Below are 24,372 nucleotides of genomic sequence, written 5' to 3' on the forward strand. Positions count from 1 at the left end.
GTGGTCCCGGCCGCGCTGGCGTGCCGGGTATTTCGCCGCCGATTCTAGGGGTAAGGCGGTCTAGCAAGGCCATCCATTCCAGACACATGAACCAGACCACTTTTCAGCGCTTCAGCACCTTGGCCAGCCGCCGCATCGCCGCTTCGATCTCATGTTCGGTCAGCGAGGCATAGCCCAGCAGCCAACCCTGGCGGCTCGCCGTTCCCGCATACAACGGGCTGAGCCCCAGCAGTTGTATGCCGGCGCTGGCGGCCTGGCGCAGGGTGCGCTCTTCCGACCAGCCATCGGCGAGGAAGCACGGAATCTGCAGCCCACCCGGTGGCGGCAGCGCGCTGGCGATGCCCGGCAGGTGGCGCGAGACGGCGTCGAGCAGCACCATGCGTCGCGCCCGGTACAGCTTGCGCATGGCGCGGATATGGGCGTTGTAATGGCCGTCTTCCATGAACCGCGCCACGGTCAGTTGCAGCAACTGCGGCGTGTGGCCGTCCATGATGCTGCGGGCGCGGGTAAAGACCTCGACCAGTTCCGGCGGCAGCACCATGTAGCCCATGCGCAGGCCGGGAAACAGGGTTTTGCTGAAGGTGCCCAGGTAGACCGTCCGCCGATACGGGTCCAGCCCCTGCACGCAGGCGGTGGGCAGGCCGTCGTAGTGGAACTCGCTGTCGTAGTCGTCCTCGATGATCCAGCGGTGGTGTTCCGCAGCCCAATTGATCAGTTCCAGTCGGCGCTCCAGCGGCAGGGTCGCGCCGGTGGGGTATTGGTGCGAGGGCGTCACGTAGAGACAGGTGGCGCCGCTGGTGTCGGCGCGCAGCAGGTCGGTGCGCAGGCCGTGGTGATCGACATCGATCGGGATCACCCGGGTTTCCGCAGCCTCGAAGGCCCGGCGCGCGCCGATGTAGCCGGGGTTTTCCATCAGCACCGGCTTGCCGGCATCGGCCAGCAACTGGGCGCAGAGCAGCAGGGCCTGACGGGTGCTGCTCAGCACCAGGATCTGCTCGGGCGAGCACTTGGCGCCACGCTCCAGGTTCAGGTAGGTGGCGATGGCCTTGCGCAGCGGCTCGGCGCCCTGCGGATCACCGTGCAGCAGCACGCTGTCGCGGTGGTCCTTCATCACCTGGCGGTGCAGGCGTTCCCAGACGGCGAGGGGGAAGGCGCGGGTTTCCGGCAGTCCGGGGGCGAAGGCGCGGATCTCCTGTTGGTCGCTGACGCCGCCCTGTTCGAGGATGGACTGGCCGCGACGGCTCAGGGCTGGCGCGGTCGGCGGGCTTGTCTCGCGGCGCCGACCCTGAGTGCCCGGACGCCGTCGGGCGCTGCCCCGCAGCTCGGGGCCGAGGGTGTTCGAAACGTAGCTGCCGGAGCCTTCGCGGCGCGTGATGAAACCGTCGCGGTGCAAGTGCACATAGGCGTTCTCCACCGTGTCCCGGGCAACGCCGAGGGAGGCGGCGAGGACGCGGCTGGCCGGCAGTTTCAGGCCCGGCGCCAGGGCGCCTTCGAGAATCAGCGCGCGCAAGGCCCGCTGGATGCGCTGGTGCAGGTCGAGCGGCTGCAAGTCGGCGGCGCTCATGCGCATGTTCAAGGTTTCGAGTTCGAAGGTGCTGGCCATCGGATCGGCGCTCCCTGCGCGAAAAAGTGGTCTGCTGATCGGTCGCAAAGTGTAGGGGCAAGGCAGGCCATTGCGAAGCTATAAATGCTCCCCGTTCGGGCCCGTCAGCCCGTCCTGTCAGGAGCCAGATGCCATGTCAGCCACACCTTCCCATTCCCGCCCGGGTCCGGGCGACCTCATTCACCCGATCATCGCCGGGTTGATTTCAGTCATCGTCAACTATGGCGGCACCTTCATCCTGGTGTTCCAGGCCGCGCGGGTGGCGGGTTTGAGCCCGGAACTGACGGCGTCATGGGTGTGGTCGGTGTCGATCGGCGTGGGGGTGACCGGGCTGTTGCTCAGTTGGGCCACGCGAGAACCGATCATCACCGCGTGGTCGACGCCGGCAGCAGCGTTTCTGGTGGTCGCGCTGGCGACCACGCCCTATGCCGAGGCGGTGGGGGCGTACCTGATTTCCGCGGCTGCCTTCGTGGTGCTGGGCCTGTCCGGCTGCTTCGAGAAGGTCATTCGCCTGGTGCCGCCCGGCGTGGCGGCGGGCTTGCTGGCGGGCATCCTGTTGCCTTTCGGTATTGGCGCCTTTGCCAGCGTCAGCGTCGATCCGCTGCTGGCGGGCGTGCTGATTGCGATCTATGTGGCGTTCAAGCGCTTTACCGCGCGCTACGCCGTGGTGGCGATTCTCGCGTTGGGCATGGTCCTGTTGTTGGCCCAGGGCCGGCTGGATTTCCCCGGGTTGCAGTTGCAGTTCGCCGCCCCGGTGTACACCGCCCCCGAGTTTTCCCTCAACGCGTTGCTCAGCGTGGCCATGCCGTTGTTTCTGATCACGCTGACCGGCCAGTACATGCCCGGCATGCTGGTACTGCGCAATGACGGCTTTCGCACCAGCGCCAACCCGATCGTCACGGTGACCGGGCTGGGTTCGCTGCTGATGGCGCCGTTCGGCTCCCACGCGTTCAATATCGCGGCGATCACCGCGGCGATCTGCACCGGCAAGGAGGCCCACGAGCAACCCTCCCGGCGCTGGATCGCCGGTATTGCTGCCGGGCTGTTCTATATCGTGGTCGGTATCTTCGGCGTCACATTGGCGGCGGTGTTCATGGCGTTTCCGGCGAGCTTTATCACCACCCTGGCCGGGCTGGCGCTGCTGGGCACCATCGGTGGCAGCCTGGCCAGTGCCCTGGCCGACGCCCGTACCCGCGAATCCGCGTTGATCACCTTCCTGGCCGCGGCCGCCAATATCACCCTGTTCGGGATTGGCGGCGCGTTCTGGGGATTGCTTATCGGCCTTGGCGCCCACGCCGTGCTCAATGGCCGCCTGCCGCGCCGCTCAGCGCCTGCGCCGGAGCGCGAGGCGGTCAACTGAGCCACGCTCCGGGGTGCGCTCGCAGGCGCACTCCGGGGTCACCCTCGGCACGATGGTTCAGAAATTCCTGAACTGATTATTTGTCATCAGCGATTTTTCCCGCGCAGGCCCCTCGCCAGAATCCTTCACGACAACTACAAAAATCGTGAGTACCGCCTCCGTGACCCAGATTCCCTCGCGCGAACATCAGGTATTGCAGGCCGCCGCCGGCCTGGTCGATGCCTTCGCCAGCAATGACACCGCCCGCTACTTCGCCTGCTTCAGCGAAGACGCGACCTTCCTGTTCCACACCCTTGCCCAGCCGCTGACCTCGCGCCACGCCTATGAACAGGTCTGGCAGCGATGGCAGGCCGAAGGCTTCGCCGTGCTCGGCTGCCAGTCCAGCAATGGCCAGGTCAGCCTGCAAGGCGAGGTGGCGATCTTCATGCATGACGTCGCCACCCACATCCGCCTCGGCGGTGAAGAACACCAGTTGCAGGAACGGGAAACCATCGTCTTCCGCCAGCACGGCGAGCGCTGGCTGGCCTGTCACGAGCACCTGTCGGTCCTCAGCGACGCTTGATTCTATTTCGGCGGCCTTGCCGCTACTGCCAACGCACTCACCCGCGGAGCGATCCGCGGGGCAGACAAGAGGGCGGCGCCTGCGCGCCAGCCTTATAACAATCAAGACAGGCGCTGGAGCATCACCATGAGCCAATCGACGCGGATCGAAACCAACGGGGTCGAACAGATTCCCGATCATCAACGCAGTGCCAGCCCGCTGGACCTGTTCCGCCTGATCTTCGGCGGCGCCAACACCTTCGCCACCGCGGTACTGGGCAGTTTCCCGGTGCTGTTCGGCTTGTCGTTCCAGGCTGGGGTCTGGGCGATCCTGCTGGGCGTCGGCGTCGGTGCGCTGATCCTTTCACCCATGGGCCTGTTCGGCGCGCTCAATGGCACCAACAACGCGGTGTCGTCCGGCGCGCATTTCGGCGTGCACGGGCGCATCGTCGGCTCGTTCCTGTCGTTGCTCACCGCCGTGGCGTTCTTCTCGCTGTCGGTGTGGAGTTCCGGTGACGCCCTGGTCGGCGGTGCCAAGCGCCTCGCCGGATTGCCGGAAACCGACCTGACCCTGGGCCTGGCCTACGGCCTGTTCGCGGTGCTGGTGCTGGTGGTGTGCATCTACGGTTTCCGCTTCATGCTGTGGGTCAACAAGATCGCCGTGTGGGCATCGAGCCTGATGTTCCTGCTGGGCATCGTCGCCTTTGCCGGGCCGTTCGACGCGGGCTTTGCCGGCAGCGTCAACCTCGGTCAGCCGGGCTTCTGGGCGGCGTTCATCGGCTCGGCGCTGCTGGCGATGAGCAACCCGGTGTCGTTCGGCGCCTTCCTCGGTGACTGGTCGCGCTACATTCCGCGTGCCACGCCGAAGTCGCGGATCATGCTGGCGGTGATCGCCTCGCAGATCGGCACGCTGATTCCGTTCTTCTTTGGCCTGTGCACCGCGACCCTGGTGGCCAGCCACGCGCCACAGTACATCGAGGCGAACAACTACGTCGGCGGCCTGCTGGCGATTTCGCCGAGCTGGTTCTTCCTGCCGGTGTGCCTGATCGCGGTGATCGGCGGCATGTCCACCGGCACCACGGCGCTGTATGGCACCGGCCTGGACATGTCCAGCGTGTTTCCGCGCCTGCTCAGCCGCGCCGGCGCGACCTTGCTGATCGGCGTCGCCGCCATCGCCTTCATCTTTATCGGTCGCTTCGCCTTCAATCTGGTGCAGAGCGTGTCCACCTTCGCGGTGCTGATCATCACCTGCACCAGCCCGTGGATGATCATCATGATCCTCGGCCTGATCACCCGCCGTGGCTTCTACCACGCCGACGACCTGCAGGTGTTCACTCGCGGCGAGCGCGGTGGCCATTACTGGTTCACCCACGGCTGGAACTGGCGCGGCATGGGCGCGTGGATCCCCAGCGCGCTGGTCGGCCTGTGCTTCGTCAACCTGCCGGGGCAGTTTGTTGGCGCCCTCGGCGAGCTGGCCGGCGGCATCGACATCAGCCTGCCGATCACCCTCGGCATGGCTGCCGTGCTGTACCTGGCCCTGATCAACCTCTTTCCCGAGCCCGCTGCGGTGTTTGGCCCCAAGGGCCCACGCTGGGTATACCGAAAACCAGTGGCGCAGGCGCCGCTGACCCGTGCCGAAACGGCCTGACTGGAGCTGCACATGACTCATTACATCGATGGCCGCTGGGTAGACGGCGCCACTGCCGACTGCATCAAGGTATTCGACCCGTCCCTGGGCGAGCCTTTCGCTGAGCTGCTGGCCGCCAGCGCCGCCCAGGTCGATGACGCCGTGGCCGCCGCGCGCAAGGCGCTGCCGGCCTGGAAAGCACTGGACGTGGCAAAGCGCGCCGGTTACCTGCGCGGTTTCGCCGAGCAACTGGGCCTGCGCCGCGAAGAACTGATCGCCCTGCAGATGCGCAACAACGGCAAGCCGCGCTTTGAAGCCGAGGTGGACCTGGACGACGCCGTCGCCACCTTCGGCTACTACGCCGACCTGATCGAGCAACAAGCGCAGAAAGACCCGAATGTTGCCTTGGCCGCGCCGGGCTTCAGCGCCCGCACCCGGCTGGAACCAGTGGGTGTGGTCGGCCTGATTGTGCCGTGGAACTTCCCGCTGGTGACCAGCGCCTGGAAACTCGCCCCGGCCCTGGCGGCCGGTTGCACCGTGGTGCTCAAACCCTCGGAAATCACACCGCTGATCGAACAGAGCTACGGCCAGATCGCCGAGGCCCTGGGTCTGCCGGCTGGTGTGCTGAATATCGTCGTCGGCAAGGCCGAAACCGGCATTGCCCTGAGCAACCACAACGGCCTGGACAAGCTGTCGTTCACCGGCAGCAACACGGTGGGCAGCCAGGTGATGCGCAGTGCTTCGGCGCAGTGCCGCCCGGTCACTCTGGAGCTGGGTGGCAAGTCGGCCATCGTGGTGTTCGATGACTGCGATCTGGACCAGGCGGTGGAATGGATCGTCGCCGGTATCTGCTGGAACGCCGGCCAGATGTGCTCGGCCACCTCGCGCCTGCTGATCCAGGACGGCATCGCCGATGCGTTGCTGGCCAAGTTGCAGGTGGCGCTGGCGCAACTGCGGGTCGGCAATCCGCTGACCGAAGAAGTCGACATGGGCCCGCTGACCAGCCAGGGGCAATGGCTGAAAGTCGCGGCGTATTTCGCCGTGGCCAAGGAAGAAGGCCTGCAGTGCCTGACCGGAGGCAAGCCGCTGGACCGCGCCGGCTGGTTTGTCAGCCCGACGTTGTACGCCGATGTGCCGGCGGACAGCCGTCTGTGGACCGAGGAAATCTTCGGGCCGGTGCTGTGCAGCCAGCGCTTCAGCACGGAAGCCGAGGCGATCACTCTGGCCAATGACAGCCGCTTTGGATTGGTCGCGACCGTGGTCAGTGCGGATCTGCAGCGCGCCGAGCGGGTTGCCGATGCACTGGAAGTGGGGCATGTGTGGATCAACTCGATCCAGGCGGTGTTCGTCGAAACCTCATGGGGCGGGACCAAGGGCAGCGGCATTGGTCGCGAGCTGGGGCCTTGGGGGTTGTCGGCGTATCAGTCGGTCAAGCATGTGACTCGTTGCCTGGGGTGACTTTTTTTGGGGTCGCTTTTGCGGCCCTTCGCGAGCAAGCTCGCTCCTACAGGATTAACGCAGAGCCCCGTAGGAGCGAGCTTGCTCGCGATGGCCACCACTCAGTTCCGATCCAGCCACACCGTCTGCGCATTGCAGAACTCGCGCACACCAAAGTGCGACAACTCCCGCCCGAAACCACTCTTCTTCACGCCACCAAACGTCACCCGCGGATCACTCGCGCAGTAACCGTTGATGAACACTCCACCGGTATCCAGCTCGTCCGCCAGTTGCTCGGCCAGCTCCGGGTTGGCGGTGTAGATGGTCGACGCCAGGCCGAACTCGCTGTCGTTCGCCAGCTCCAGCGCATGCCGCGCATCGCGGGCGGTGATGATCGAGGCCACCGGGCCGAACAGTTCCTGTTTGAACGAGGTCATCTGGTCGGTCACGTCAGCCAGCACGGTCGGCTGGTAGAAGTTGCCAGTGCCTTCGGCCTTGCCACCACCGAGCAGCAGGGTGGCGCCTTCGGCCAAGGTCGCCTGGACTTGCCCGTCAAGCTCGTCGCGCAGGTCGAAGCGGGCCATCGGGCCGATGTAGGTCTGGTCCTGGGTCGGATCACCCACCACCAGGGCGCGGGTGGCTTCGACGAATTTCGCGGTGAAAGCCTCCACCACGCCTTGCTCGACGATCAGGCGCTTGGCCGCAGCGCAGACCTGGCCGGTGTTCTGGTAGCGACCGATGACCGCGGCTTTCACCGCTTCGTCGAGGTCGGCATCGTTGAGCACGATGAACGGGTCGGAGCCGCCCAGTTCCAGCACGCACTTTTTCAACGCGGCACCCGCTTGCGAGCCGATGGCGATACCGGCGCGGACGCTGCCGGTCAGGGTGACGGCGGCGATGCGTGGGTCGGCGATCGCGGCGGACACGCCGTCAGGGGTGACGTTGAGCACTTCGAACACGCCTTCCGGGAAGCCGGCGCGCTTGATCGCGTCCAGCAGCAGGTAGGCGCTGCCCATTACGTTCGGGGCATGCTTGAGCACGTAGACGTTGCCGGCCAGCAGCGTCGGCACCGCGCCGCGCAGCACTTGCCAGATCGGGAAGTTCCACGGCATCACAGCGAGGATCGGGCCCAGCGGACGGTATTCGATGCGCGCCTTGCCTACCGCTACGGGCGCCGCTTCGGGGGCGATCATGGCGGGACCGGCGTCGGCGTACCACTCGCAGAGCTGGGCGCATTTCTCGATTTCGCCACGGGCCTGGGCGATCGGCTTGCCCATTTCGGCGGTGATCATCCGCGCCATGGCTTCGGCGTTGTCGCGCAGCGCGCCGGCCAGCGCCAGCAGGCGTTCGACCCGGGCTTCGACCGGGGTGCGGCGCCAGGCCGCGTAGCCGGCGGCGGCGCGAGCGAGGGTGGCGTCCTGCACGGCGGCGCTTTCGTAGGGATAGTGGCCAATCTGTTCGCCGGTGGCGGGATTGATCGACAAGGCATGGGTCTGGTGGCTGATCACGGTCATTTTGGAGTTCTCATGGACGGTGTATGGATCGAAGCCTACTGCGTTGTGTCTTTCCCTTGAACTGAATAATACTGAGCGAAACGTTCACGCAGAGAGAATGACTCTATGGATCTGGTGCAGTTGGAGATGTTCAAGGCCGTGGCAGAGCAGGGCAGCATCAGTGCCGCGGCTCAGCACATTCATCGGGTGCCGTCGAACCTGACCACGAGAATCCGACAACTGGAGCAGGAACTGGGCGCGGATCTGTTCATTCGCGAGAAAAGCCGGCTGCGTTTGTCGCCGGCCGGATGGAATTTCCTCGACTATGCGCGGCGCATTCTCGACCTGGTGGCCGAGGCGCGGCAGACCGTGGCCGGCGACGAACCCCAGGGCGCCTTTGCCCTCGGTTCGCTGGAAAGCACCGCGGCGGTGCGCATCCCGGCGTTGCTGGCGGCCTATAACCAGCGTTACGCCAAGGTCGAACTGGACCTGAGCACCGGGCCTTCCGGGGCGATGATCGATGGGGTGCTGGCCGGGCGCCTGAGCGCCGCCTTTGTCGACGGCCCGGTGCTGCACCCGGCGCTGGAAGGGGTGCCGGTGTTCACCGAGGAGATGGTCCTGATTGCGCCGCTGAACCACGGGCCCATCCGCCGCGCTGCCGAGGTCAATGGCTCGACCATCTACGCCTTCCGCGCCAACTGTTCGTACCGCCATCACTTTGAAAGCTGGTTCGCCCAGGACGAAGCGGTGCCGGGCAAGATCCTCGAAATGGAGTCCTACCACGGCATGCTCGCCTGCGTCAGTGCCGGCGCCGGGCTGGCGCTGATGCCGCGCAGCATGCTCGACAGCATGCCGGGTTGCAGCACGGTCAGCGTCTGGCCGCTGTCCGAGCGCTTCCGTTACCTGCGCACCTGGTTGGTGTGGCGCAAGGGCATGATGTCGCGCTGCCTGAGCACCTTTGTCAAGTTGCTGCGCGAGCGCGGCGATGTGCTGGATGCCGACGACGCGGTGGCGCCGGCGGATAGCCGTCAGCGGTGATTACGCCGAGGGAGAGCGCTCGGGCACAAATACCGTCCCTTCAAACAACAACCGCGCCGTGCGCACCAGCCCGCAACTGACGATACGCCCGCCTTCCTGGCGAATCTCCACGCTGAACTCGCCGCTGGGGTGCTCCACCGAAATCCGCTGCAGCGGCCCCGGCTGCAAATGTGCGAGCGGCCGGGCCACGGTGTCTTCGATCAGGCAGGCGGTGGCCACGCTGACCGCGCCGAATACGCCGATGGAGGCATGGCAGCGATGAGGAATGAACGAGCGGGTGGCGATGCTGCCGCCCGCACGCGGTGCGGCCACCAGGCACATTTTTGGCACGTTGCGCTGGCTGACATCGCCCAGGTTCATGCGCGGGCCGGCCTGAAGACGGATCGACTCCAGCCGTGCTTTCAATTCGCTGTCAGCGTCCAGTTGTTCGCGGCTTTCGTACCCGCTGCGGCCCAGGTCTTCGGCGCGCACCAGCACCACCGGCATGCCGTTGTCGATGCAGGTCACTTCGACGCCGTCGAAGCGGTCGCGCGCCGCGCCGGTGGGCAGCAGGCTGCCGCAACTGGAGCCGGCGACGTCCTCGAAGGCGATGACGATCGCCGCGCCGCTGCCCGGCACGCCGTCGATGCGGGTGTCGCCGGCATAGCTGACCGCGCCGTCGGGCGTGGCAATGTGGGCGACGGCGACCTGCCCGGTGTTTTCCATGAAGATCCGCACCGGCGTGCTGTCACCGTACACCGGCACCAGGCCGCGCTCGATGGCGAACGGGCCGACGGCGGCAAGCATGTTGCCGCAGTTCTGGCCCAGGTCCACCCGCGCTTCGTCCACCAGCACCTGGGCGAACAGGTAGTCGACATCGGCGTCGGCGCGGCTGCTGGGACGGATGATCGCGACCTTGCTGGTCAGCGGATCGGCGCCGCCGATGCCGTCGATCTGCCGCGCATCCGGCGAGCCCATCACCGCCAGTAGCACAGCATCACGCTGGGCGGGATCGGCGGGCAGGTCGTCGGCGAGGAAGAAGGCGCCCTTGGAGGTGCCGCCGCGCATCAGCAGGCAGGGGATGCGGCGCTGGCTCATAGGCGATTTTCCAGGTCGTCGAGGCTGTCGACGTAGACCAGGCCTTTCGCTTCCAGGCGCGGGCGCATGCTGTAGATGTCCAGGCCCAGCTCGCCATTGGCCAGGCGCAAGCGCTTCTGTTCTTCCAGCTCGGCGCGGGCCAGCGCGGCCTGGGCGACGTCGCGGGCTTCGGTGCGACGGACCACTACCACGCCATCGTCGTCGGCAATCACCACGTCGCCGGCATTGATCATCTGGCCAGCGCAGAGCAGCGGCAGGTTCACCGAACCGAGCACTTCCTTGACCGTGCCCTGGGCATTGATCGCCCGCGACCACACGGCAAAGCCCATTTCCCGCAGGGTCTGGCTGTCGCGCACGCCCGCGTCGATCACCAGCCCGCGCACGCCGCGAGCCTGGAGCGAGGTGGCGAGCAGGTCGCCGAAATAGCCGTCGGTGCACGGCGAGCTGGGCGCCACCACCAGTAGGTCGCCGGGTTGGCACTGCTCGACGGCGACGTGGAACATCCAGTTGTCGCCCGGCGCCACCAGCACCGTCACCGCCGAGCCGGCGATTGCACGGCCCTGCTGGATCGGCCGCAGGTGCGAGGCCAGCAGGCCCTTGCGGCCCTGGGCTTCATGGACGGTGGCAACGCCGAGGCGGCCGAGGGTTTCGATGACATCCGGTTCGGCGCGGCGAATGGTTCGCACCACGTAGCCGGTCTTGCCGATCAGCTCGCTCATGCCAGGTTCTCCGTGACTCGCGGGAAGATGCTCTGGTAGCCCTCGGCGTAGACGATGTCGCGGCTGGAGGCGATGCCGACGTTGCGCTTGGCCTGCACGCCGCGCTGCAGGGCGACGCGGGTGTAGTACTCCCAGAGGTGTTCCTGGCCGGCCATGCACTGGATGGCGGCGTATTTGCGGTCCCACACCTCGGTGATGTCGAGCAGCACGTCCGGGCGCCATTCGCATTGCTCGGGCTGGTGCGGCTCGAAGCTGTACACGGGCGGTGCGCCGACGATTTTCTCGCCCGGCCGGTAGCCCTCGGCCTGGGCGATGATCCGCGCTTCCTGAGCCAGGTGCATGGCCAGCGGGTGGTCGTAGTTGTACGGGTCTTTCAGCGAGTGGCTGAGGACGAATTCCGGTTGCACGCGGCGGAACACATCGGCGAGGCGAAACAACGTGTCCTTGTCGGCGCGCATCGGGTAGTCGCCGATATCGAAGAACTCGACGCTGGCGCCCAGCACCTCGGCGGCGGCTTCGGCTTCGTGGCGGCGGGCGGCCTTGACCTTGTCTTCGGTCATCTCGCCTTTGCGCCACAGCTTGGCCGATTCGCCGCGTTCGCCGAACGACAGGCAGACGATATGCACCGCGTAACCCTGCTGCGCATGCAAGGCGATGGCGCCGCCGGCGCGCCAGACGAAATCGGCGGAGTGAGCGCTGACGACCAGCGCGGTTTTCTGGACCTGGGACATTGCAAGGCTCCTTGTGCGTTTTGTCCAAGGATGTCAGCCGGGTCGAAAACGGAGTAATGCGTAGGGCTGAGCCGGGTATGCGTTTTGCTTATTGCTCTGAAGGGGGCTTGGGCGCATAGTCCCGCGCTTGCTGGATATTGGGCGCCGACGAACCTATGGCGGCCCCACCAAGCAAGGCCTGCACCGAACCTGTGGGACGCCGAACCGCAGCGATTGCGGCCTACCAGACACCACCGCCAGAGGACCAGGAAAATGCCGACCGACGAACTGATCAACCTGATGCAGGTCCGTGCGTTCGTTCGGGTGGCGGACCTGGGCAGTGTTTCGCGGGCCTGCGAAACATTGTTCCGCGCCCAGTCGGTGGTGACCCGGGCCATCTCCGAACTGGAGGCGCGCCTCGCGGTGCCGCTGTTCGAGCGCCATGCCAACGGCATGCGCCTGACCAACCAGGGCGCGCACATCCTGCCGCGGGCGCGGCGAGTGCTGGCGGAGCTGGACACGGTGCCGCGCCTGCTGGGCAGCGCCGAGAACGTGGAGCCGCTGTACCTGTTCCAGGCGCGGCGCCTGCAGGTGTTCGCCAAACTCTGCGAAAGCCGCCATATGCAGACCGTCGCCAGTCATTTTGGACTGAGCCAGCCGGCCGTGAGCGCGGCGCTCAAGGTGCTCGAAGGCGGCGCCGGACGCTCGCTGTTCGAGCGCACACCACGGGGTTTGCAGCCGACCCGGGCGAGCCTGGAAATCGTCTTCCCGATCCGCCGCGCGCTGAACGAGCTGCGCCATATCGACACCGACCTCAGCGCCTTGCGCGGCAGCCTGCAAGGCGTGGTGCAGGTCGGCGCGCTGCCGCTGGGGCGCACGCGGATCCTGCCCGAGGCCATCGTCCGCCTGACCGCCGAGCACCCTGGCATCCATGTCATCACCAACGAAAGCCCGTTCGACCTGCTGGCCACCGAGCTGCGCGCGGGCGATGTGGATTTCATCTTCGGCGCCCTGCGCGGCAGCAGTTATGCCAGCGATCTGAGTGGCGAGGCGCTGTGGTCGGAAGACATGGTGGTGCTGGCGCGGCGCGAGCATCCGCTGCGCGGACAGCCGTTGAGCGACGAGACCCTGGCGGATGCGGGATGGGTGCTGCCGCGGGCGGGCTCGCCGGCACGGCAACTGGTGGACGACAGCTTCAGCGCACAAGGACTGGCGCCGCCGCGACCACGGGTGGAAAGCGCGGACCTGGCGATCATCCGCGGGCTGTTGCTGCGCTCGGACATGCTGGCGATCGTTTCGGCGCATCAGTTGGAATACGAAATCGAGCGCGGCGAGCTGTGCATCCTGCCGTTGTCGCTGGCCCGCACCACCCGCGCCATTGGCCTGACCTGCCGCACGGCGAGCTTGCACTCGCCGCTGGCGCAGGCACTGATGGCGACGATTCGCCAGGTGGTCGCCGAGCTACCGGCTCAGAGCAGCTTGAACGGGTAGTTGAAGATCAGCCGGTTTTCATCGAAGCGGGTGCCGCTGCCCCAGTCGCGGCGCTGGCTGGAGTTGCGCCATTTGACGTTGAGGTTCTTCAGCGCGCCGGACTGCACGGTGTAGGCCACTTCGGTTTCGCGGCCCCATTCGTGGCCGTCGTTGGTGACCGCGTTGTGCACGTCGTGGCCTTGCAGGTAGCGGTTCATCAGGGTCAGGCCGGGGATGCCGAGAGCGGCGAAGTCGTAGTCATGGCGAACCTGCCACGAGCGCTCTTTCGCGTTCTCGTAGCTGGAGTTGAAGGTGTCGTTGGCCAGTACGCCGCCGCTGGTGCCGTTGACCCGGAACCACTCGTCATCGCCCATGACTTTCTGCAGGCCGAGGTAGAAGGTGCTGCCGCCATGGCGTGCCGAGAACAGCCCGCTGGCGGTGCGGTTGTCCAGTTCACCGGCGCGGGCGGCACCGTCATCCTTGCCGAGGAAATAGCCGAGGTTGGCGCCCAGTACCCAGTCGCCCACCGGCTGGCTGTGCTGCAGCGTCAGGTACTGCTGGCGATAGATGTCTTTCAGCTCCGCGCTCCACAGGCCGACCAGGGTGTGCTCCTGATTGAAGCGCAGTTCGCCGCCGGCGAAGTTGAAGCGGTCCGAAGTGAAGCCTGGGCGGGTGAACAGCGACATGTCCTCGCGGCTGGCATCGTTGCGCGGGCTGTTCTGGCGCATCTGCCCGCCGTACAGGGTCAGGCCGTCGATTTCCTTCGAGGTCACCTGCGCGCCCTGGAAGGTCTGCGGCAGCGAGCGGGCGTCGTCGGAACGCAGGATCGGCAACACCGGTGACCATTCGCCGACTTTCAGTTCGGTCTTCGACAGCCGCACCTTGCCGGCCACCGCCAGGCGTCCGTAGTCGTCGGCGGGATGACCGCCGTCATGCACCGGCAGCAATTGCGTGTTGGTGGTGCCCTGGCCGCCGTCCAGCTTGACGCTGTACAGGCCGAGCACATCGAGGCCGAAACCGACGGTGCCCTGGGTGAAACCGGATTTGGCGTCGAGGAGGAAACTCTGGGTCCATTCCTCGGCCTTGCCCTGGCTCGCGGTGTCGACGAAGTTGCGGTTGAGGTAGAAGTTGCGCAGGGTCAGAGTGCTGCTGGCGTCGTCGATAAAGCCGGCCGCCATGGCCGGGGCGGGCAGGGCGCAGGCCAGGGCCAGGGTGAGCAGCGGGAAGTCGCGGGTGGTCTTCATTGTTGTTGTTATTCCATTCGTTGGACACGGCGCTGCCGCCCGGCGCAAGTGCGCAGGCAGGCAACGTCAGGGGTTATCGCCCCGGTGGCCGGGGCGAGGTGTGGATCAGTCGGCCTTGCCGGCGACCGAGTAGAGCACTTGCTGGTTGCGGGTCTTCATGAAGTCTTCGAGGCTCTGCCCGCGCATGGCGGCGTAGATGTCCAGGTTGGAAATGCCCAGCACCGCGCCGAGTTTTTCCAGCACGAAGAAGATCGCGCCGTACTGGATCAGCCCGCGCCAGTCGCGACGGCGCAGCAGGTCGCGTTCCTCTTCGCTGAGCGCGGCTTCGGCGTACATCGCCTCGGGCTCGGCCAGGAAGCGTGCGCGCCAGGCCGGCTCGATCATGCGGTGCAGGAACTTGTTCAGGCGGTAGCCGCGGGCGCTGCGCTCCAGGGTGAAGGGGTAGGTGCCTTCGAGTTTTTCGGCGCCCGCCAACTGATGCCCCATATGCGCCAGGTGACGGGCGTTGACCTCGGCCGGCACCGGGCGATCACGGTTTTCCAGAAGCAGGGTGGCGATGCCGGTCATCGACGGCAGGTAGTAGTCGTAGTGCAGTTGCTCGACGGTGGCCGACAGCGCGCCGCGCATGATCAGCCAGGTGATCACCTCGGCGCCTTCCATGCCGCCGAGGGTGGCGTATTCGGCCTGGGTCAGGCGGGTCAGTTGCACCGGGTCGTTGACGAACAGGTCGATGAACTGCGCGTCCCACTCCGGGTTGTTGAAGCCGCAGCGCTCGCCGTGGACCTGGTGCGACACGCCGCCGGTGGCGACGATGGCGACCTTGAGGTCTTGCGGGAAGCTCTCGATGGCCCGGCGCAGCGCCTGGCCCAGCTTGAAGCAGCGCGCCGCGCTGGGGATCGGGAACTGCAACACGCCCACCTGCAACGGCACGATCTGCACCGGCCAGCCGTTGTCGCAGGGCAGCAGCGCCGACATCGGCGAGAAGAAGCCGTGGTCCAGCGGCTTGTCACGGAAGAAACTCATGTCGAACTCGTCGGCCATCAGGCTCTCGCCGATATGCCGCGACAACGCCGCGTGGCCGCCGATGGCCGGCAGCTCGCGCGGATTGCCGCCTTCATCGGCGACACCGTATTGCTCGTCGACACCGAGGGCGAAGGCGCTGTAGTGGTCGAAGAAGAACGAGGTCACGTGGTCGTTGAAGATGTAGAACAGCACATCCGGTTGGCGCGCCTGCAGCCAGGCCTTGACCGGCTTGAAGCTCTCGAAGATCGGCGCCCAGGCGGCTTCGTCCTGTTTGTCGTGGTCGACCGCGAAGCCGATGGTCGGGGTGTGCGAGACGGCGAGGCCGCCGATGATTCGTGCCATGACGAGTTCCTTGGAAATAAAAGATTAGTGCGCCAGCAGCGCCTGGCTCGCGCGGCGTCGCGCATGGCCGTTGGTGAGGATGGCGGCGGCGGCGATGAACGCCGGCGTGCCCAGCAGGGTGAACAGCAGCGGCAGACCCAGGCCCATGCTGAGCACCGCGCCGCCGATCAGCGAACCGAAGATCGCCCCGAAACGACCGATACCGAGCATCCAGCTTACGCCGGTGGCGCGGAACTCGGTGGGGTAGTAGCCGGGGGCAAAGGCGTTGAGGCCGGTCTGCGCGCCGCTCATGCAGAAGCCGGCGGCGAGCACGCCCACGGCCAGCAGGCTGGACTCCAGGCTGAAGGCGCCGAGCAACAGGATGCACAAGCCGCCGAGCACATAGGCGGTGGCGATCACGCCGTTGGGGTTGCGGCGGTCCATGATCCAGCCCACTACCAGCGCGCCGACGGTGCCGCCGATCTGGAACAGGCCGGTGATGGTTGCGGCGCGTTCGATGCTCAGGCCGCTGTCACGCAGCAGGGTCGGCAGCCAGCCCATGGTCAAGTAGATCACCAGCAAACCCATGAAATAGGTCAGCCACAGGGCGAGCGTGCCAAGGCGATAGCGTGGCAGGAACAACTGGCTAACCGGCGCCTTGCTTTGCAGCGGCGGTTCGGCGACGTGGAAGCGGGTGTCGGCGTTGAAGCGTCCGCCGAGCTTGCCGAGGGCCTTGGCGATCTGCTCGGCCGGGGCCTTGCGCACGGCGAGGAAGTGCGCCGATTCCGGCAGCAGCGTCCACAGGAATGGCAGCAGGAGCAGCGGCAGAATCCCGCCGGCCAGCAGCACCGCTTGCCAGCCGTAGCTCGGGATCAGCCAGGCCGCGAGAAAACCGCCGCCGCCGGAGCCGAGGTTGAAACCGGTGAACATCAGGGTGATCAGCAGCGAGCGGTTGCGTTCGGGCAGGTATTCGCTGAGCAGGGTGGTGCAGTTGGGCAGCGCCGCGCCGAGGGCGATGCCGATCAGCAGGCGCAGGCCGGCCAGCTCCCAGGGATTACGGGCAAAGGCGCAGCCGAGGCTGAGAATGGCGAAGCCGGTGACCGCGATCAGCAGCACCTTCTTGCGGCCGAGGCGGTCGGCGTAGGGGCCGGCGGTCAGCGCGCCGATGGCCAGGCCGACCATCCCGGCGCTCATCACTGGGCCGAAGGCAGCGCGGGACAGGCCCCACTCCTGCATGAGTGACGGCGCGATAAAGCCCATGACGGCGACATCGAAACCATCGAACAGCACGATCAGGAAACACAGGCCGAGGATCAGCCATTGGTAGCCCGCCACGGGGCGGTTGTCGATCCACGCCTTGACGTCGACAGATTCATTGAGCATTCGGATTCACCTTTTGTTTTTGTAGGGGTGAACAGCGCGCCAGCCTTCGAAAATGCTGATGGCCGGTGCAGGGTCACCTGGCCGCAATGCGGCGAGGCTTGACTGTAAGGCCGGAGGCTTTGGGCGCGCCTCTGGGAAATGCTTAAGAAGGTATCGAATGTGTTTATGAGGGTGCTTGAGAGCTTGAGGCTTCTTGGCTGCGCGGGGCCTCATCTCAACATACATAGACACATTCTGTATAAACTGCCCGCCACCGTCTCTATTCCAAGCCTTCCCGCCCGGCATCCCCCAGGAGTTTCCGCTTGTCCCGCAACAACCTTCCGCTCGTCATGCTCCCCGGTCTGCTCAACGACCACCGCCTCTGGGCTCACGCCCAGGCCACGTTCGAACCTTCCCGCCAGGTGCTGATCCCCGACCTCAGCCAGGACACTTCCATCGTCGCCATGGCCGAGCGGGTGCTGGAGCAGGCGCCGCCGCGTTTCGCCCTGGCGGCGTTGTCGATGGGAGGTTATGTCGCGTTCGAGATCCTGCGCCGCGCGCCGCAGCGGGTTGAGCGCCTGGCCTTGCTCGACACCATGGCCCGCCCCGACGACCCGCAACGTGCCCGCGTGCGTCGCGGTTTGCTGGAACTGGCCGGGCTGGGCAAGTTCAAGGGGGTAACGCCGCAACTGCTGCCGCGTCTGATGCACGCCCGTGCGCTCGACACCCGGGTGCCGCAGGTGGTGATGGAAATGGCTGACGATATCGGCCGCGAAGGCTTTATCCGCCAGCAGCAGGCAATCATCGACCGTGTCGACTACCGACCGCTGCTGGCAAGCATCGGCGTACCGACCCTGGTGTTGTTCGGCGAGCAGGATGAAATCACGCCGCTGGCCGAGGCCCGGCTGATGCACGAAGGCATCCGCGGCGCGCACCTGGAAGTGATCGGCGAGTGCGGTCACCTGCCGCCGCTGGAGCATCCCGAACGCACCAGCGAACTGCTCGCCCAGTGGCTGGCCGGCGCTTTCGATGCCTGATTCCGTTTATCCCGTTGTCCCCCGGAACTCCTTGTGAAAGACCCCACTGATTCACCCGGCCTGTCCGGTATTTTCCTGCTCGGCCTGCTGCAGATTCTGGTCTGGGGCGGTTCGTTCTTCTTGCTGGCGGTAATGGCCGCGCCGATCGTTCGCGACACCGGTTGGGCCCTGCAGTGGGTGTATGGCGCGCTGTCCTTGAGCCTGCTGGTGTCGGCGTTGCTGGCACCCTTGACCAGCCGGCTGATCGCCCGTTTCGGCGGCCGGCCGGTACTGGCCAGCAGCGGCGCGGTGGTTGCTGTGGGCTTGCTGCTGATGGCGGCGGCACCGTCGCTGGGCTGGTTTCTGCTGGCGTGGGGCGTGATCGGCGTGGGCATGGCGCTGGGATTGTATGAAGCGCTGTTTGCCAGCCTCGGCGCGCTGTACGGCGAAAAGGCGGCCGGGGCGATTACCGGCATCACGCTGATTTCCGGGTTCGCTTCGACCCTGACCTGGCCGCTGGTGGCGCTGCTGATCGAGCATCTGGGCTGGCGCATGACCTGCGTCGCCTACGCCGTGGTGTTGCTGCTCAGCGTCGCGCCGTTGTATTGGCGGGCGCTGCCGGCGGGCGTCGGCATCAAGATCGCCAGCAAGGCGCAACAGGCGGCCGAAGATCGGGTCGACCCGCAGGTCTACTGGCTGCTGACCACGATCTTCGCCATTGGCGCGGTATTGATGACTGCGGTGGCTGTGCATCTGGTGTCGATTCTGCAAGGGCAGGGCCACAGCCTGGTGGCGGCCATCGGCTTCGCGGCGGTGCTGGGGCCTTGTCAGGTGGGTTCGCGGATCGTGCAGATCTTCGCCCGCAAGCGCCATCCGCTGTGGACCACATTGATCTCGGTGGTGCTGGTGGCGAGCGGCTTGTTGCTGGTGACGCTGGTGCCGGCGGCGACCCTGCTCGGGCTGGTGTTGTATGGCTTTGGCAACGGGCTGCGGGCCATTGTGCGCGGGCTGTTGCCGCTGGTGCTGATGTCGCCGAGCAACTATGTGCTGCTGATGGGCAAGATGTCGTTGCCGTCGCTGGTCGGGCAAGCGGCGACCCCGTTGGTCGGCGGCTGGCTGTTGCAGAGCGCCGGGCCGGGCGCGGTGCTCGGGGTGATGGCTGGATTAGCGGGGGTGAATGTGTTGCTGGTGGGGCTGTTGATGCGGCGGCTGCCGGGGCGGGGCTGATTGACGCTTTGGGAGCTGGCAAGCCAGCTCCCCCCGCTTCAGGCCGGTGTCAGAACGGCACCGCCACCGTCAATTGGCTGTACACGTTGGTGCCATTGCCGCCCACCTGATTGCCGCCGTTGGTTTCATCTTTCTTCGGCTGGTACAGGCCGATCACCGGGCTGATGATCAGGTGCTCGTTGACCGCCCATTCGGCATAGAAATCCAGCTCGCGGGCATCGAGGTTGAGGGTGTCGCGGGTGCGCAGGGTGTGGAAGTCGAAGTACAGCGCGCCGACGGTGAGGTTTTCCAGCGGCGTGGCTTTCAGGCCGACATGGTGGATGCCGGTGTTGCTGTTGAACGGCCCGGAGTAGTTGGCCGCGACTTCGCCCTGGAACCAGGTGCCGTAACCCGTGCTCAGGCCGGTGAACAGTGAATCCCAGCCTTGGGAATAACGGGTGTAGCGGTAGGTCAGTTTCGGCGCCCAGGCGACGTCGGCGAAGGTGTAGCCGGCTTCGCCGTACCAGGCTTTTTCCGGCCCGGCGTCTTTGTCCTGCCAGGCGTATTCGAAGGCGAAGCTGGCGTTTTCGATGCCGGCGCTGCCTTCGCCACGGACGCTGTAGACGTCCATGTTCTCGCGCTCTTTCTGGAAGTCGCTGGCCCACTGGTCGGTGACGTCAAGGCCATGCACCCAGGTCAGGCCGAGGGTGCCGGCGTCGGTGGTGTAGTCCAGGGTGCCGGCAGCCAGTTCGGTTTCGGCCTGGGCGCGGTTGTCGGATTTGAGCCAGAGCACGCTGCCGTGCAGGCCGTCCTGGCCGCCCAGTTTCAATACTGCGGTGCGGTCGAAGGCGTGGCGGGCAGCCAGGTAATAGGCGCCGCCGCGGTTGAGGTCGCCATCGGCCGGGCCTTTGCCGAGGTTCGGGCCGTCATCGTTGATCAGGAAGCCGCTGCCGATCTTGACCACCTGGCGACCGGCGGAGAAGTCCACGCCGTCCTTGCCCAGGGCCGGGAACAGATCGCCGGAGCGCCAGCCGAGGAAGGCGTCTTCGATCTTGGTGGTGCGCTCGGAACCGTCGGTGTTGCCGGCGGCGTCGCCGTCGCCCCAGGTCGCCGAGCTGACCAGATTGAAAGTGCCGTACAACGTGCCGTTGCCGCCCAGGCCCTGGTCACCGCTGACGCCGTACTTGATGAAGCCTTCGCGCCAGGTCGAGCCGCCCGGTACGCCGTCGTAGTTCTTGCGGCTGTTGAACATGCCGAATACAGCGAGCATGTCGGCGTTCAGGTGGGTGTCGTCGTCCGCGTAGAGTTCGTAGGCCAGTGCCGGTTGCGCGGCGGCGAGCGTGACCAGGCTCAGGCCGACGGCCCGGGCGATCGGCATCAGGCGATGCTGTTTGTCCATTGTGATTCCCCAGTTGTTATTGGCAGATGGCCGCGCCCTGGCCCGGCCCCGTCGACGAATGCTCCGTGACGCAGGTATTAGGGCGCTGTCGGTGGGGGTACGTCTTGTTCGTGGCTGCCAGCGGAGTTGATTGGGGTGGCCAGTCTGTCGGGGCGCCGAACCGCAGCGATTGTGTTCGATCAGGCCACATCTCTTTAAGCAGTGGCCTAATCGCTGCGTGGGTATCTACGCATCTTTCGGGCATGTGGTGGCTGGAAGGCGTTTGTCAAAAGACTGAGTAATGAACACCAGGCGCATGCCGGAAGTTTTCTAGCGCTCTTGAGATCGAGCGCCGCCCGCGCGGCGCATCGCGAGCAAGCTCGCTCCTACATTTTTTGCAACGTGCCATGGCCTGTCAGAGAGGTGTTGCTCGCCTTTGGCGTTTGGCGATGAATCGCGGGGAGGCTGTTGAGGTCGACTTGATACCGCGACGTACCACCAAGGCGGTCAACCGTGGCCTGACAGAAATAGGTACGTTGCAACAAATGTAGATACTCTGTTCGCGGTCAAGCTTTCAGCAGGTGCTTTTCGCTAAAAAGCTTGGCCGTGTCGAAGGGTTCTCCGCTTCTCATACAGGCCCATATGCCCGTCAAATATTTCCGCATGACAGCCGCAATTGCCTGCATTTTCTTCTTCCCCCTTCCCAGTAATACGTCGTAGAAACCCTTCGCATATGGGTCGAAACGTACAGCGGACATCGCGGGCATGAAGAGCGCCGAGCGCAAATAGGTGTTGCCAGCCTTTCCCAAACGCCCCGGCTTGTTCACGCTGGTTCCTGACTGGGTCAGTCGCACATCAAGCCCCGCGTGGCGACTCACCTGCGAGGACTTCAGGGTATCGGGAAGAGTTGTCAGCTCCGCCAAAATTGAGATCAGCGAGACCTCGGCAATGCCTGGTGCAGCAAGAATTGCTTTGGCGACATGTTGAAGTCTCTGGTCGGACTCGATCTGCTCAATCGCCGCTTTACGTATGCGCTCAATGCGGCGGTCAAATGCTGTGATCTCGTCTTTCAAATCCTCAACAATCAAATCAACCTGCTCTTTGGACGCCGTGTAGGCGTGCAACTGATTCTTCGCACGGGTTCGTGCGGCAACCAGCCGATTGGCGTGTCGCCCCAGAGTTCTCAAACTCAACTGAGTAGCCGTCGGTGGAGTCCACAGACGAGGTCGCATCCGCTCTCCGTACTGAGCCAAAAGACGCGCATCAACCTGATCGGTCTTGTTGTGCTCAAGCATGCCTTTGGCGAAGTGGTGGCTACTTTTGGGGTTGATCACCGACACGGGTAGTCCGGCTTCAGCCAAGGCCAAGGCGAGATCCAGGTAATAAATCCCGGTGGCCTCCAAAACGACACGATCGGGATTGCACTTGCTCAGTAACGCAACGGCCTGCTGATGTCCCTTGGCTGTTTGTTCGATGATCTTGGTGGTTTCGACACGATCTTCGTGAAGGATGGTCAGCACTGCAGTCCTGGCTGCAACGTCGATCCCGGCACTCCTCGACATGGTTTCGCTCTCCCGGTTTTTAAGACAGAATCTCCCAAGGTTCCCCCGACCTCGAACTTCATGCCGCTACAACCTTGTCATGCGAAGTCCGATTCGTCGGCTTCCGGATACTCTTCGTAGTGGGCAATGAGGCGGGGGGGCCTATCTACATACGAGATCGGGTGCAAAGCCCGTCTCCAGGAGCGTCCGGCCTCCCCCTTGGAACTACTTAGGTAGGCGTACCTTTCAAGAATTCAGAATCCCTTTGGGTACGCTCAGAACATACAAGGAGCGAGCTTGCTCGCGATGCGCCGCGCGGGCGGCGCTCGATCTTGAGAGCGCTGAAAAACTGACGGCTAGCGCCTGGTCGCCATTAAACGGTATCCAGACTGACGCCTAATGGTCTTCATGGAACCAAGAGATGTGCAGACACCGCAGCCGTTCTGCCCCGCTCAGGCCTGGCTCTCCAGTCGGGTATAGGCCAGGGTCGGCACATCGACCACGGTCGACCCGCCATCGGCGGCGATCACCGCGCCGGTGATGATCGAGGCGTCGTCGCTGACCAGGAACTGGCACAGCGCGGCAATCTCGTCGGCATTGGCGGGTCGGCGCAGCGGCACATCGGCGGTTACCCGACGATACGCCGCATCCAGGTCTTCACCGTAGTGCTCCATCAGCGGCTGCATTTCTTCGTCGGCCATCGGCGTGCGCACCCAGCCCGGACACACGCAGTTGACCCGCACGCCCTGCGGCCCGAAGTCTCGCGCCAGTGAGCGGTTGAGCCCCACCAGCGCGTGCTTGGCGGTGGTGTAGCCGCACACCTGCGGGCCTGCCGCCAGCGAGGCGATGGAGCCGAGCAGGACGATGCTGCCGCGCCGTTCGATCAGCAGCGGCAAACAGGCGCGGGCACTGTGGAAGGCGCTGTGCAGGTTGCCGCGCATCGCCGCTTCCCAGGCGTCATCGCTGGTCTCCAGCGCGTTGCCCAGACCATGGCCGCCTGCGCAGCAGATCAGCGCATCGAGGCCGCCAAAGCGGGCGCGGATCTGTTCGATGAAACCGGCCCACACCGCGCTGTCGGCGGCGTCACCGGCCAGTACCAGGGCTTCGCGGCCAGCAGCCACTCGCTCCAGCGCCTCGCGACGCCGGCCCACCAGCACCAGGTTATGCCCCAGTGCCGCCATGCGCTGGACGCAGGCCTCGCCGATTCCGGTGCCGGCACCGGTAATCAGCACGGTCTTAGTCATGGCCGTGGTCCGTGGTGTTGATCAGGTTGCAGTAGGACGCCACCGGGAAGTTGCTGAAGGCGTCGAAGCTGCCTTCGGCGTAGCCGAAGATCTTGCCGTCGCTGCGGTGTTCGCGCAGGTCGATCATCACCAGGCCGAGGGTCGGGATGATCTTCTCGCGCCAGACGAACAGGTACAGCTCATCGGTGATCTTGTAGTAGTGGCAGCGGTCGGTGTCGCACAGGCCTTGCTCGACACCCTTGAGGCACTGCCAGGTGTAGTAGTGCTCGTTGAGGTAGATGTGCTCGTATTCCTCGGTCGGGCTGTAGCGGTAGCGGTTGCGGATACCCACCAGTTCGCTGGTCGGTGCATGCGGGCAGGCGCCGTCCTGCCACGGGCGATCAAGGGTGCCGTGGAGGAACTGCGCCTCGACGGCGGTCAGGTTCTTGCCGGACAGGGCGCGCGAGTACATGCCTTCGCGGGTTTCTTCGGCGCTGGGCATGTTGCCGATCACCGCGGTGAAGGACTGGCTCAGGGTGTCCAGCACCAGGGTGATCGACCAGGTCTGGTCGTGCTCGGTCTTGAGGAAGTCGACCAGGACGATGCCCGGGCGCACCGAGGTGGCGCGGTACGGCGCGCTGCCGGTCGAGTGACCGTCGGCGGCGTGCCAGTGCAGTTGGTCAGCGTCGAAGCGGTGCTCGATGGACCAGCCGTTGGCGAAGTTCAGGGTCATGCGCTGACCGGCCAGCTCGGCCAGTTGCGGCAGGATGAAGGCTTTCGGGGCAAAGCCCTCGGCCAGGGCGCCTACGGTGATCCAGTCGGTATGGGTGGTCATGGGAGGTGGCTCGTCGTTGTTGTTGGAGCCGTGATGGTGCCGCGCGGGCGTGTGATGCGGTATCAACCGGATGGTTGAGGTGGCACGGTGTATCAGTCACGGGATTGTCACGCGCTGGTAGTAATGTGCCATCACTCAACGGCAGGAAT

Annotated in this window: 20 protein-coding genes; 8 read left to right on the forward strand and 12 right to left on the reverse strand. The window is 65.4% G+C overall.

The genetic code is table 11. The annotated features are described in order from the left end of the window. Positions 1-103: 103 nt before the first annotated feature. Positions 104-1,603 carry a MocR-like pyridoxine biosynthesis transcription factor PdxR gene (gene pdxR, locus HWV67_RS01580; protein ID WP_175649617.1) on the reverse strand — a complete coding sequence of 500 codons (1,500 nt, stop codon included), beginning with the start codon at positions 1,601-1,603 and terminating at the stop codon, positions 104-106. A 133-nt stretch (positions 1,604-1,736) separates the two neighbouring features. Between pdxR and HWV67_RS01585 the strand changes: the two genes are divergently transcribed. The 4 genes from HWV67_RS01585 to HWV67_RS01600 all read left to right on the forward strand — a co-directional run bounded on the left by HWV67_RS01585 (position 1,737) and on the right by HWV67_RS01600 (position 6,588). Next, entirely contained in the window at positions 1,737-2,963 is a 1,227-nt protein-coding gene (locus HWV67_RS01585) for a benzoate/H(+) symporter BenE family transporter (protein WP_175649618.1), read from the forward strand. A 145-nt stretch (positions 2,964-3,108) separates the two neighbouring features. Then, on the forward strand, positions 3,109-3,525 hold the full coding sequence (locus tag HWV67_RS01590) for a YybH family protein (protein ID WP_256679988.1): 417 nt from the start codon (positions 3,109-3,111) through the stop codon (positions 3,523-3,525). Between the two features lie 126 nt (positions 3,526-3,651). Beyond that, on the forward strand, positions 3,652-5,151 hold the full coding sequence (locus HWV67_RS01595; protein ID WP_175649619.1) for a purine-cytosine permease family protein: 1,500 nt from the start codon (positions 3,652-3,654) through the stop codon (positions 5,149-5,151). Positions 5,152-5,157: 6 nt separating this feature from the next. After that, complete coding sequence (locus HWV67_RS01600) at positions 5,158-6,588, forward strand: aldehyde dehydrogenase family protein (RefSeq protein WP_175650945.1); 1,431 nt, start codon at positions 5,158-5,160, stop codon at positions 6,586-6,588. A gap of 101 nt (positions 6,589-6,689) precedes the next feature. Here the strand turns inward: HWV67_RS01600 and HWV67_RS01605 are convergent, their stop codons facing one another. After that, a complete protein-coding gene (locus HWV67_RS01605; protein WP_175649620.1) occupies positions 6,690-8,081 on the reverse strand; it encodes an aldehyde dehydrogenase family protein in 1,392 nt (463 codons plus the stop codon). A 105-nt stretch (positions 8,082-8,186) separates the two neighbouring features. Here HWV67_RS01605 and ptrR point away from each other — a divergent pair, with 105 nt between their 5' ends. Further along, the gene (ptrR, locus tag HWV67_RS01610; protein WP_175649621.1) at positions 8,187-9,098 is read left to right on the forward strand and encodes a putrescine utilization regulator PtrR; all 912 of its coding nucleotides are present in this window, start codon (positions 8,187-8,189) and stop codon (positions 9,096-9,098) included. On the opposite strand, the gene HWV67_RS01615 is transcribed toward ptrR, so the two are convergent. From HWV67_RS01615 to galB, 3 genes are read right to left on the reverse strand one after another with little or no spacing between them, the layout of a single operon-like run. Beyond that, positions 9,099-10,175, reverse strand: a complete 1,077-nt coding sequence (locus tag HWV67_RS01615; protein ID WP_175649622.1) for a 4-oxalomesaconate tautomerase — start codon at positions 10,173-10,175, stop codon at positions 9,099-9,101. Continuing rightward, on the reverse strand, positions 10,172-10,894 hold the full coding sequence (locus HWV67_RS01620; RefSeq protein WP_175649623.1) for a 4-carboxy-4-hydroxy-2-oxoadipate aldolase/oxaloacetate decarboxylase: 723 nt from the start codon (positions 10,892-10,894) through the stop codon (positions 10,172-10,174). The genes HWV67_RS01615 and HWV67_RS01620 overlap by 4 nt, the downstream gene beginning before the upstream one ends. Beyond that, positions 10,891-11,625 carry a 4-oxalmesaconate hydratase gene (gene galB, locus HWV67_RS01625; RefSeq protein ID WP_175649624.1) on the reverse strand — a complete coding sequence of 245 codons (735 nt, stop codon included), beginning with the start codon at positions 11,623-11,625 and terminating at the stop codon, positions 10,891-10,893. The genes HWV67_RS01620 and galB overlap by 4 nt, the downstream gene beginning before the upstream one ends. Positions 11,626-11,877: 252 nt before the next feature. Here galB and HWV67_RS01630 point away from each other — a divergent pair, with 252 nt between their 5' ends. Then, the gene (locus HWV67_RS01630; RefSeq protein ID WP_175649625.1) at positions 11,878-13,095 is read left to right on the forward strand and encodes a LysR family transcriptional regulator; all 1,218 of its coding nucleotides are present in this window, start codon (positions 11,878-11,880) and stop codon (positions 13,093-13,095) included. On the opposite strand, the gene HWV67_RS01635 is transcribed toward HWV67_RS01630, so the two are convergent. The 3 genes from HWV67_RS01635 to HWV67_RS01645 all read right to left on the reverse strand — a co-directional run bounded on the left by HWV67_RS01635 (position 13,074) and on the right by HWV67_RS01645 (position 17,045). Beyond that, positions 13,074-14,318: an OprD family porin gene (locus HWV67_RS01635; protein ID WP_175649626.1), complete on the reverse strand. Its 1,245-nt coding sequence runs from the start codon at positions 14,316-14,318 to the stop codon at positions 13,074-13,076. The two genes, HWV67_RS01630 and HWV67_RS01635, sit on opposite strands and share 22 nt — an antisense overlap. Positions 14,319-14,423: 105 nt before the next feature. Next, the gene (locus HWV67_RS01640) at positions 14,424-15,683 is read right to left on the reverse strand and encodes a gallate dioxygenase (RefSeq protein ID WP_175649627.1); all 1,260 of its coding nucleotides are present in this window, start codon (positions 15,681-15,683) and stop codon (positions 14,424-14,426) included. A gap of 24 nt (positions 15,684-15,707) precedes the next feature. Continuing rightward, entirely contained in the window at positions 15,708-17,045 is a 1,338-nt protein-coding gene (locus tag HWV67_RS01645; RefSeq protein ID WP_175649628.1) for an MFS transporter, read from the reverse strand. 302 nt (positions 17,046-17,347) lie between these two features. On the opposite strand from HWV67_RS01645, the gene HWV67_RS01650 reads away from it, so the two are divergent. Both HWV67_RS01650 and HWV67_RS01655 read left to right on the forward strand, forming a co-directional pair. After that, positions 17,348-18,061: an alpha/beta fold hydrolase gene (locus HWV67_RS01650; protein ID WP_256679989.1), complete on the forward strand. Its 714-nt coding sequence runs from the start codon at positions 17,348-17,350 to the stop codon at positions 18,059-18,061. A gap of 84 nt (positions 18,062-18,145) precedes the next feature. Continuing rightward, positions 18,146-19,267 carry an MFS transporter gene (locus tag HWV67_RS01655; protein ID WP_175650947.1) on the forward strand — a complete coding sequence of 374 codons (1,122 nt, stop codon included), beginning with the start codon at positions 18,146-18,148 and terminating at the stop codon, positions 19,265-19,267. 49 nt (positions 19,268-19,316) lie between these two features. Here HWV67_RS01655 and HWV67_RS01660 read toward each other — a convergent pair whose 3' ends face one another. The 4 genes from HWV67_RS01660 to HWV67_RS01675 all read right to left on the reverse strand — a co-directional run bounded on the left by HWV67_RS01660 (position 19,317) and on the right by HWV67_RS01675 (position 24,223). After that, on the reverse strand, positions 19,317-20,624 hold the full coding sequence (locus tag HWV67_RS01660; RefSeq protein WP_371929279.1) for a hypothetical protein: 1,308 nt from the start codon (positions 20,622-20,624) through the stop codon (positions 19,317-19,319). A 566-nt stretch (positions 20,625-21,190) separates the two neighbouring features. After that, complete coding sequence (locus HWV67_RS01665; RefSeq protein ID WP_175649630.1) at positions 21,191-22,186, reverse strand: IS110 family transposase; 996 nt, start codon at positions 22,184-22,186, stop codon at positions 21,191-21,193. 431 nt (positions 22,187-22,617) lie between these two features. After that, on the reverse strand, positions 22,618-23,409 hold the full coding sequence (locus HWV67_RS01670; protein ID WP_175649631.1) for an SDR family NAD(P)-dependent oxidoreductase: 792 nt from the start codon (positions 23,407-23,409) through the stop codon (positions 22,618-22,620). Continuing rightward, on the reverse strand, positions 23,402-24,223 hold the full coding sequence (locus tag HWV67_RS01675) for a molybdenum cofactor biosynthesis F family protein (protein ID WP_175649632.1): 822 nt from the start codon (positions 24,221-24,223) through the stop codon (positions 23,402-23,404). The genes HWV67_RS01670 and HWV67_RS01675 overlap by 8 nt, the downstream gene beginning before the upstream one ends. Positions 24,224-24,372: the final 149 nt, after the last annotated feature.

It is taken from the genome of Pseudomonas sp. Marseille-P9899 (genome assembly GCF_903166565.1).
Lineage (GTDB): Bacteria > Pseudomonadota > Gammaproteobacteria > Pseudomonadales > Pseudomonadaceae > Aquipseudomonas > Aquipseudomonas huaxiensis.

Bases quoted from the DNA above. Each gene is read 5' to 3' on its own strand.
- pdxR (WP_175649617.1), bottom strand. From the start codon at position 1,603: ATGGCCAGCACCTTCGAACTCGAAACCTTGAACATGCGCATGAGCGCC.
- HWV67_RS01585 (WP_175649618.1), top strand. From the start codon at position 1,737: ATGTCAGCCACACCTTCCCATTCCCGCCCGGGTCCGGGCGACCTCATT.
- HWV67_RS01595 (WP_175649619.1), top strand. From the start codon at position 3,652: ATGAGCCAATCGACGCGGATCGAAACCAACGGGGTCGAACAGATTCCC.
- HWV67_RS01605 (WP_175649620.1), bottom strand. From the start codon at position 8,081: ATGACCGTGATCAGCCACCAGACCCATGCCTTGTCGATCAATCCCGCC.
- ptrR (WP_175649621.1), top strand. From the start codon at position 8,187: ATGGATCTGGTGCAGTTGGAGATGTTCAAGGCCGTGGCAGAGCAGGGC.
- HWV67_RS01615 (WP_175649622.1), bottom strand. From the start codon at position 10,175: ATGAGCCAGCGCCGCATCCCCTGCCTGCTGATGCGCGGCGGCACCTCC.
- HWV67_RS01620 (WP_175649623.1), bottom strand. From the start codon at position 10,894: ATGAGCGAGCTGATCGGCAAGACCGGCTACGTGGTGCGAACCATTCGC.
- galB (WP_175649624.1), bottom strand. From the start codon at position 11,625: ATGTCCCAGGTCCAGAAAACCGCGCTGGTCGTCAGCGCTCACTCCGCC.
- HWV67_RS01630 (WP_175649625.1), top strand. From the start codon at position 11,878: ATGCCGACCGACGAACTGATCAACCTGATGCAGGTCCGTGCGTTCGTT.
- HWV67_RS01635 (WP_175649626.1), bottom strand. From the start codon at position 14,318: ATGAAGACCACCCGCGACTTCCCGCTGCTCACCCTGGCCCTGGCCTGC.
- HWV67_RS01640 (WP_175649627.1), bottom strand. From the start codon at position 15,683: ATGGCACGAATCATCGGCGGCCTCGCCGTCTCGCACACCCCGACCATC.
- HWV67_RS01645 (WP_175649628.1), bottom strand. From the start codon at position 17,045: ATGCTCAATGAATCTGTCGACGTCAAGGCGTGGATCGACAACCGCCCC.
- HWV67_RS01660 (WP_371929279.1), bottom strand. From the start codon at position 20,624: ATGCCGATCGCCCGGGCCGTCGGCCTGAGCCTGGTCACGCTCGCCGCC.
- HWV67_RS01665 (WP_175649630.1), bottom strand. From the start codon at position 22,186: ATGTCGAGGAGTGCCGGGATCGACGTTGCAGCCAGGACTGCAGTGCTG.
- HWV67_RS01670 (WP_175649631.1), bottom strand. From the start codon at position 23,409: ATGACTAAGACCGTGCTGATTACCGGTGCCGGCACCGGAATCGGCGAG.
- HWV67_RS01675 (WP_175649632.1), bottom strand. From the start codon at position 24,223: ATGACCACCCATACCGACTGGATCACCGTAGGCGCCCTGGCCGAGGGC.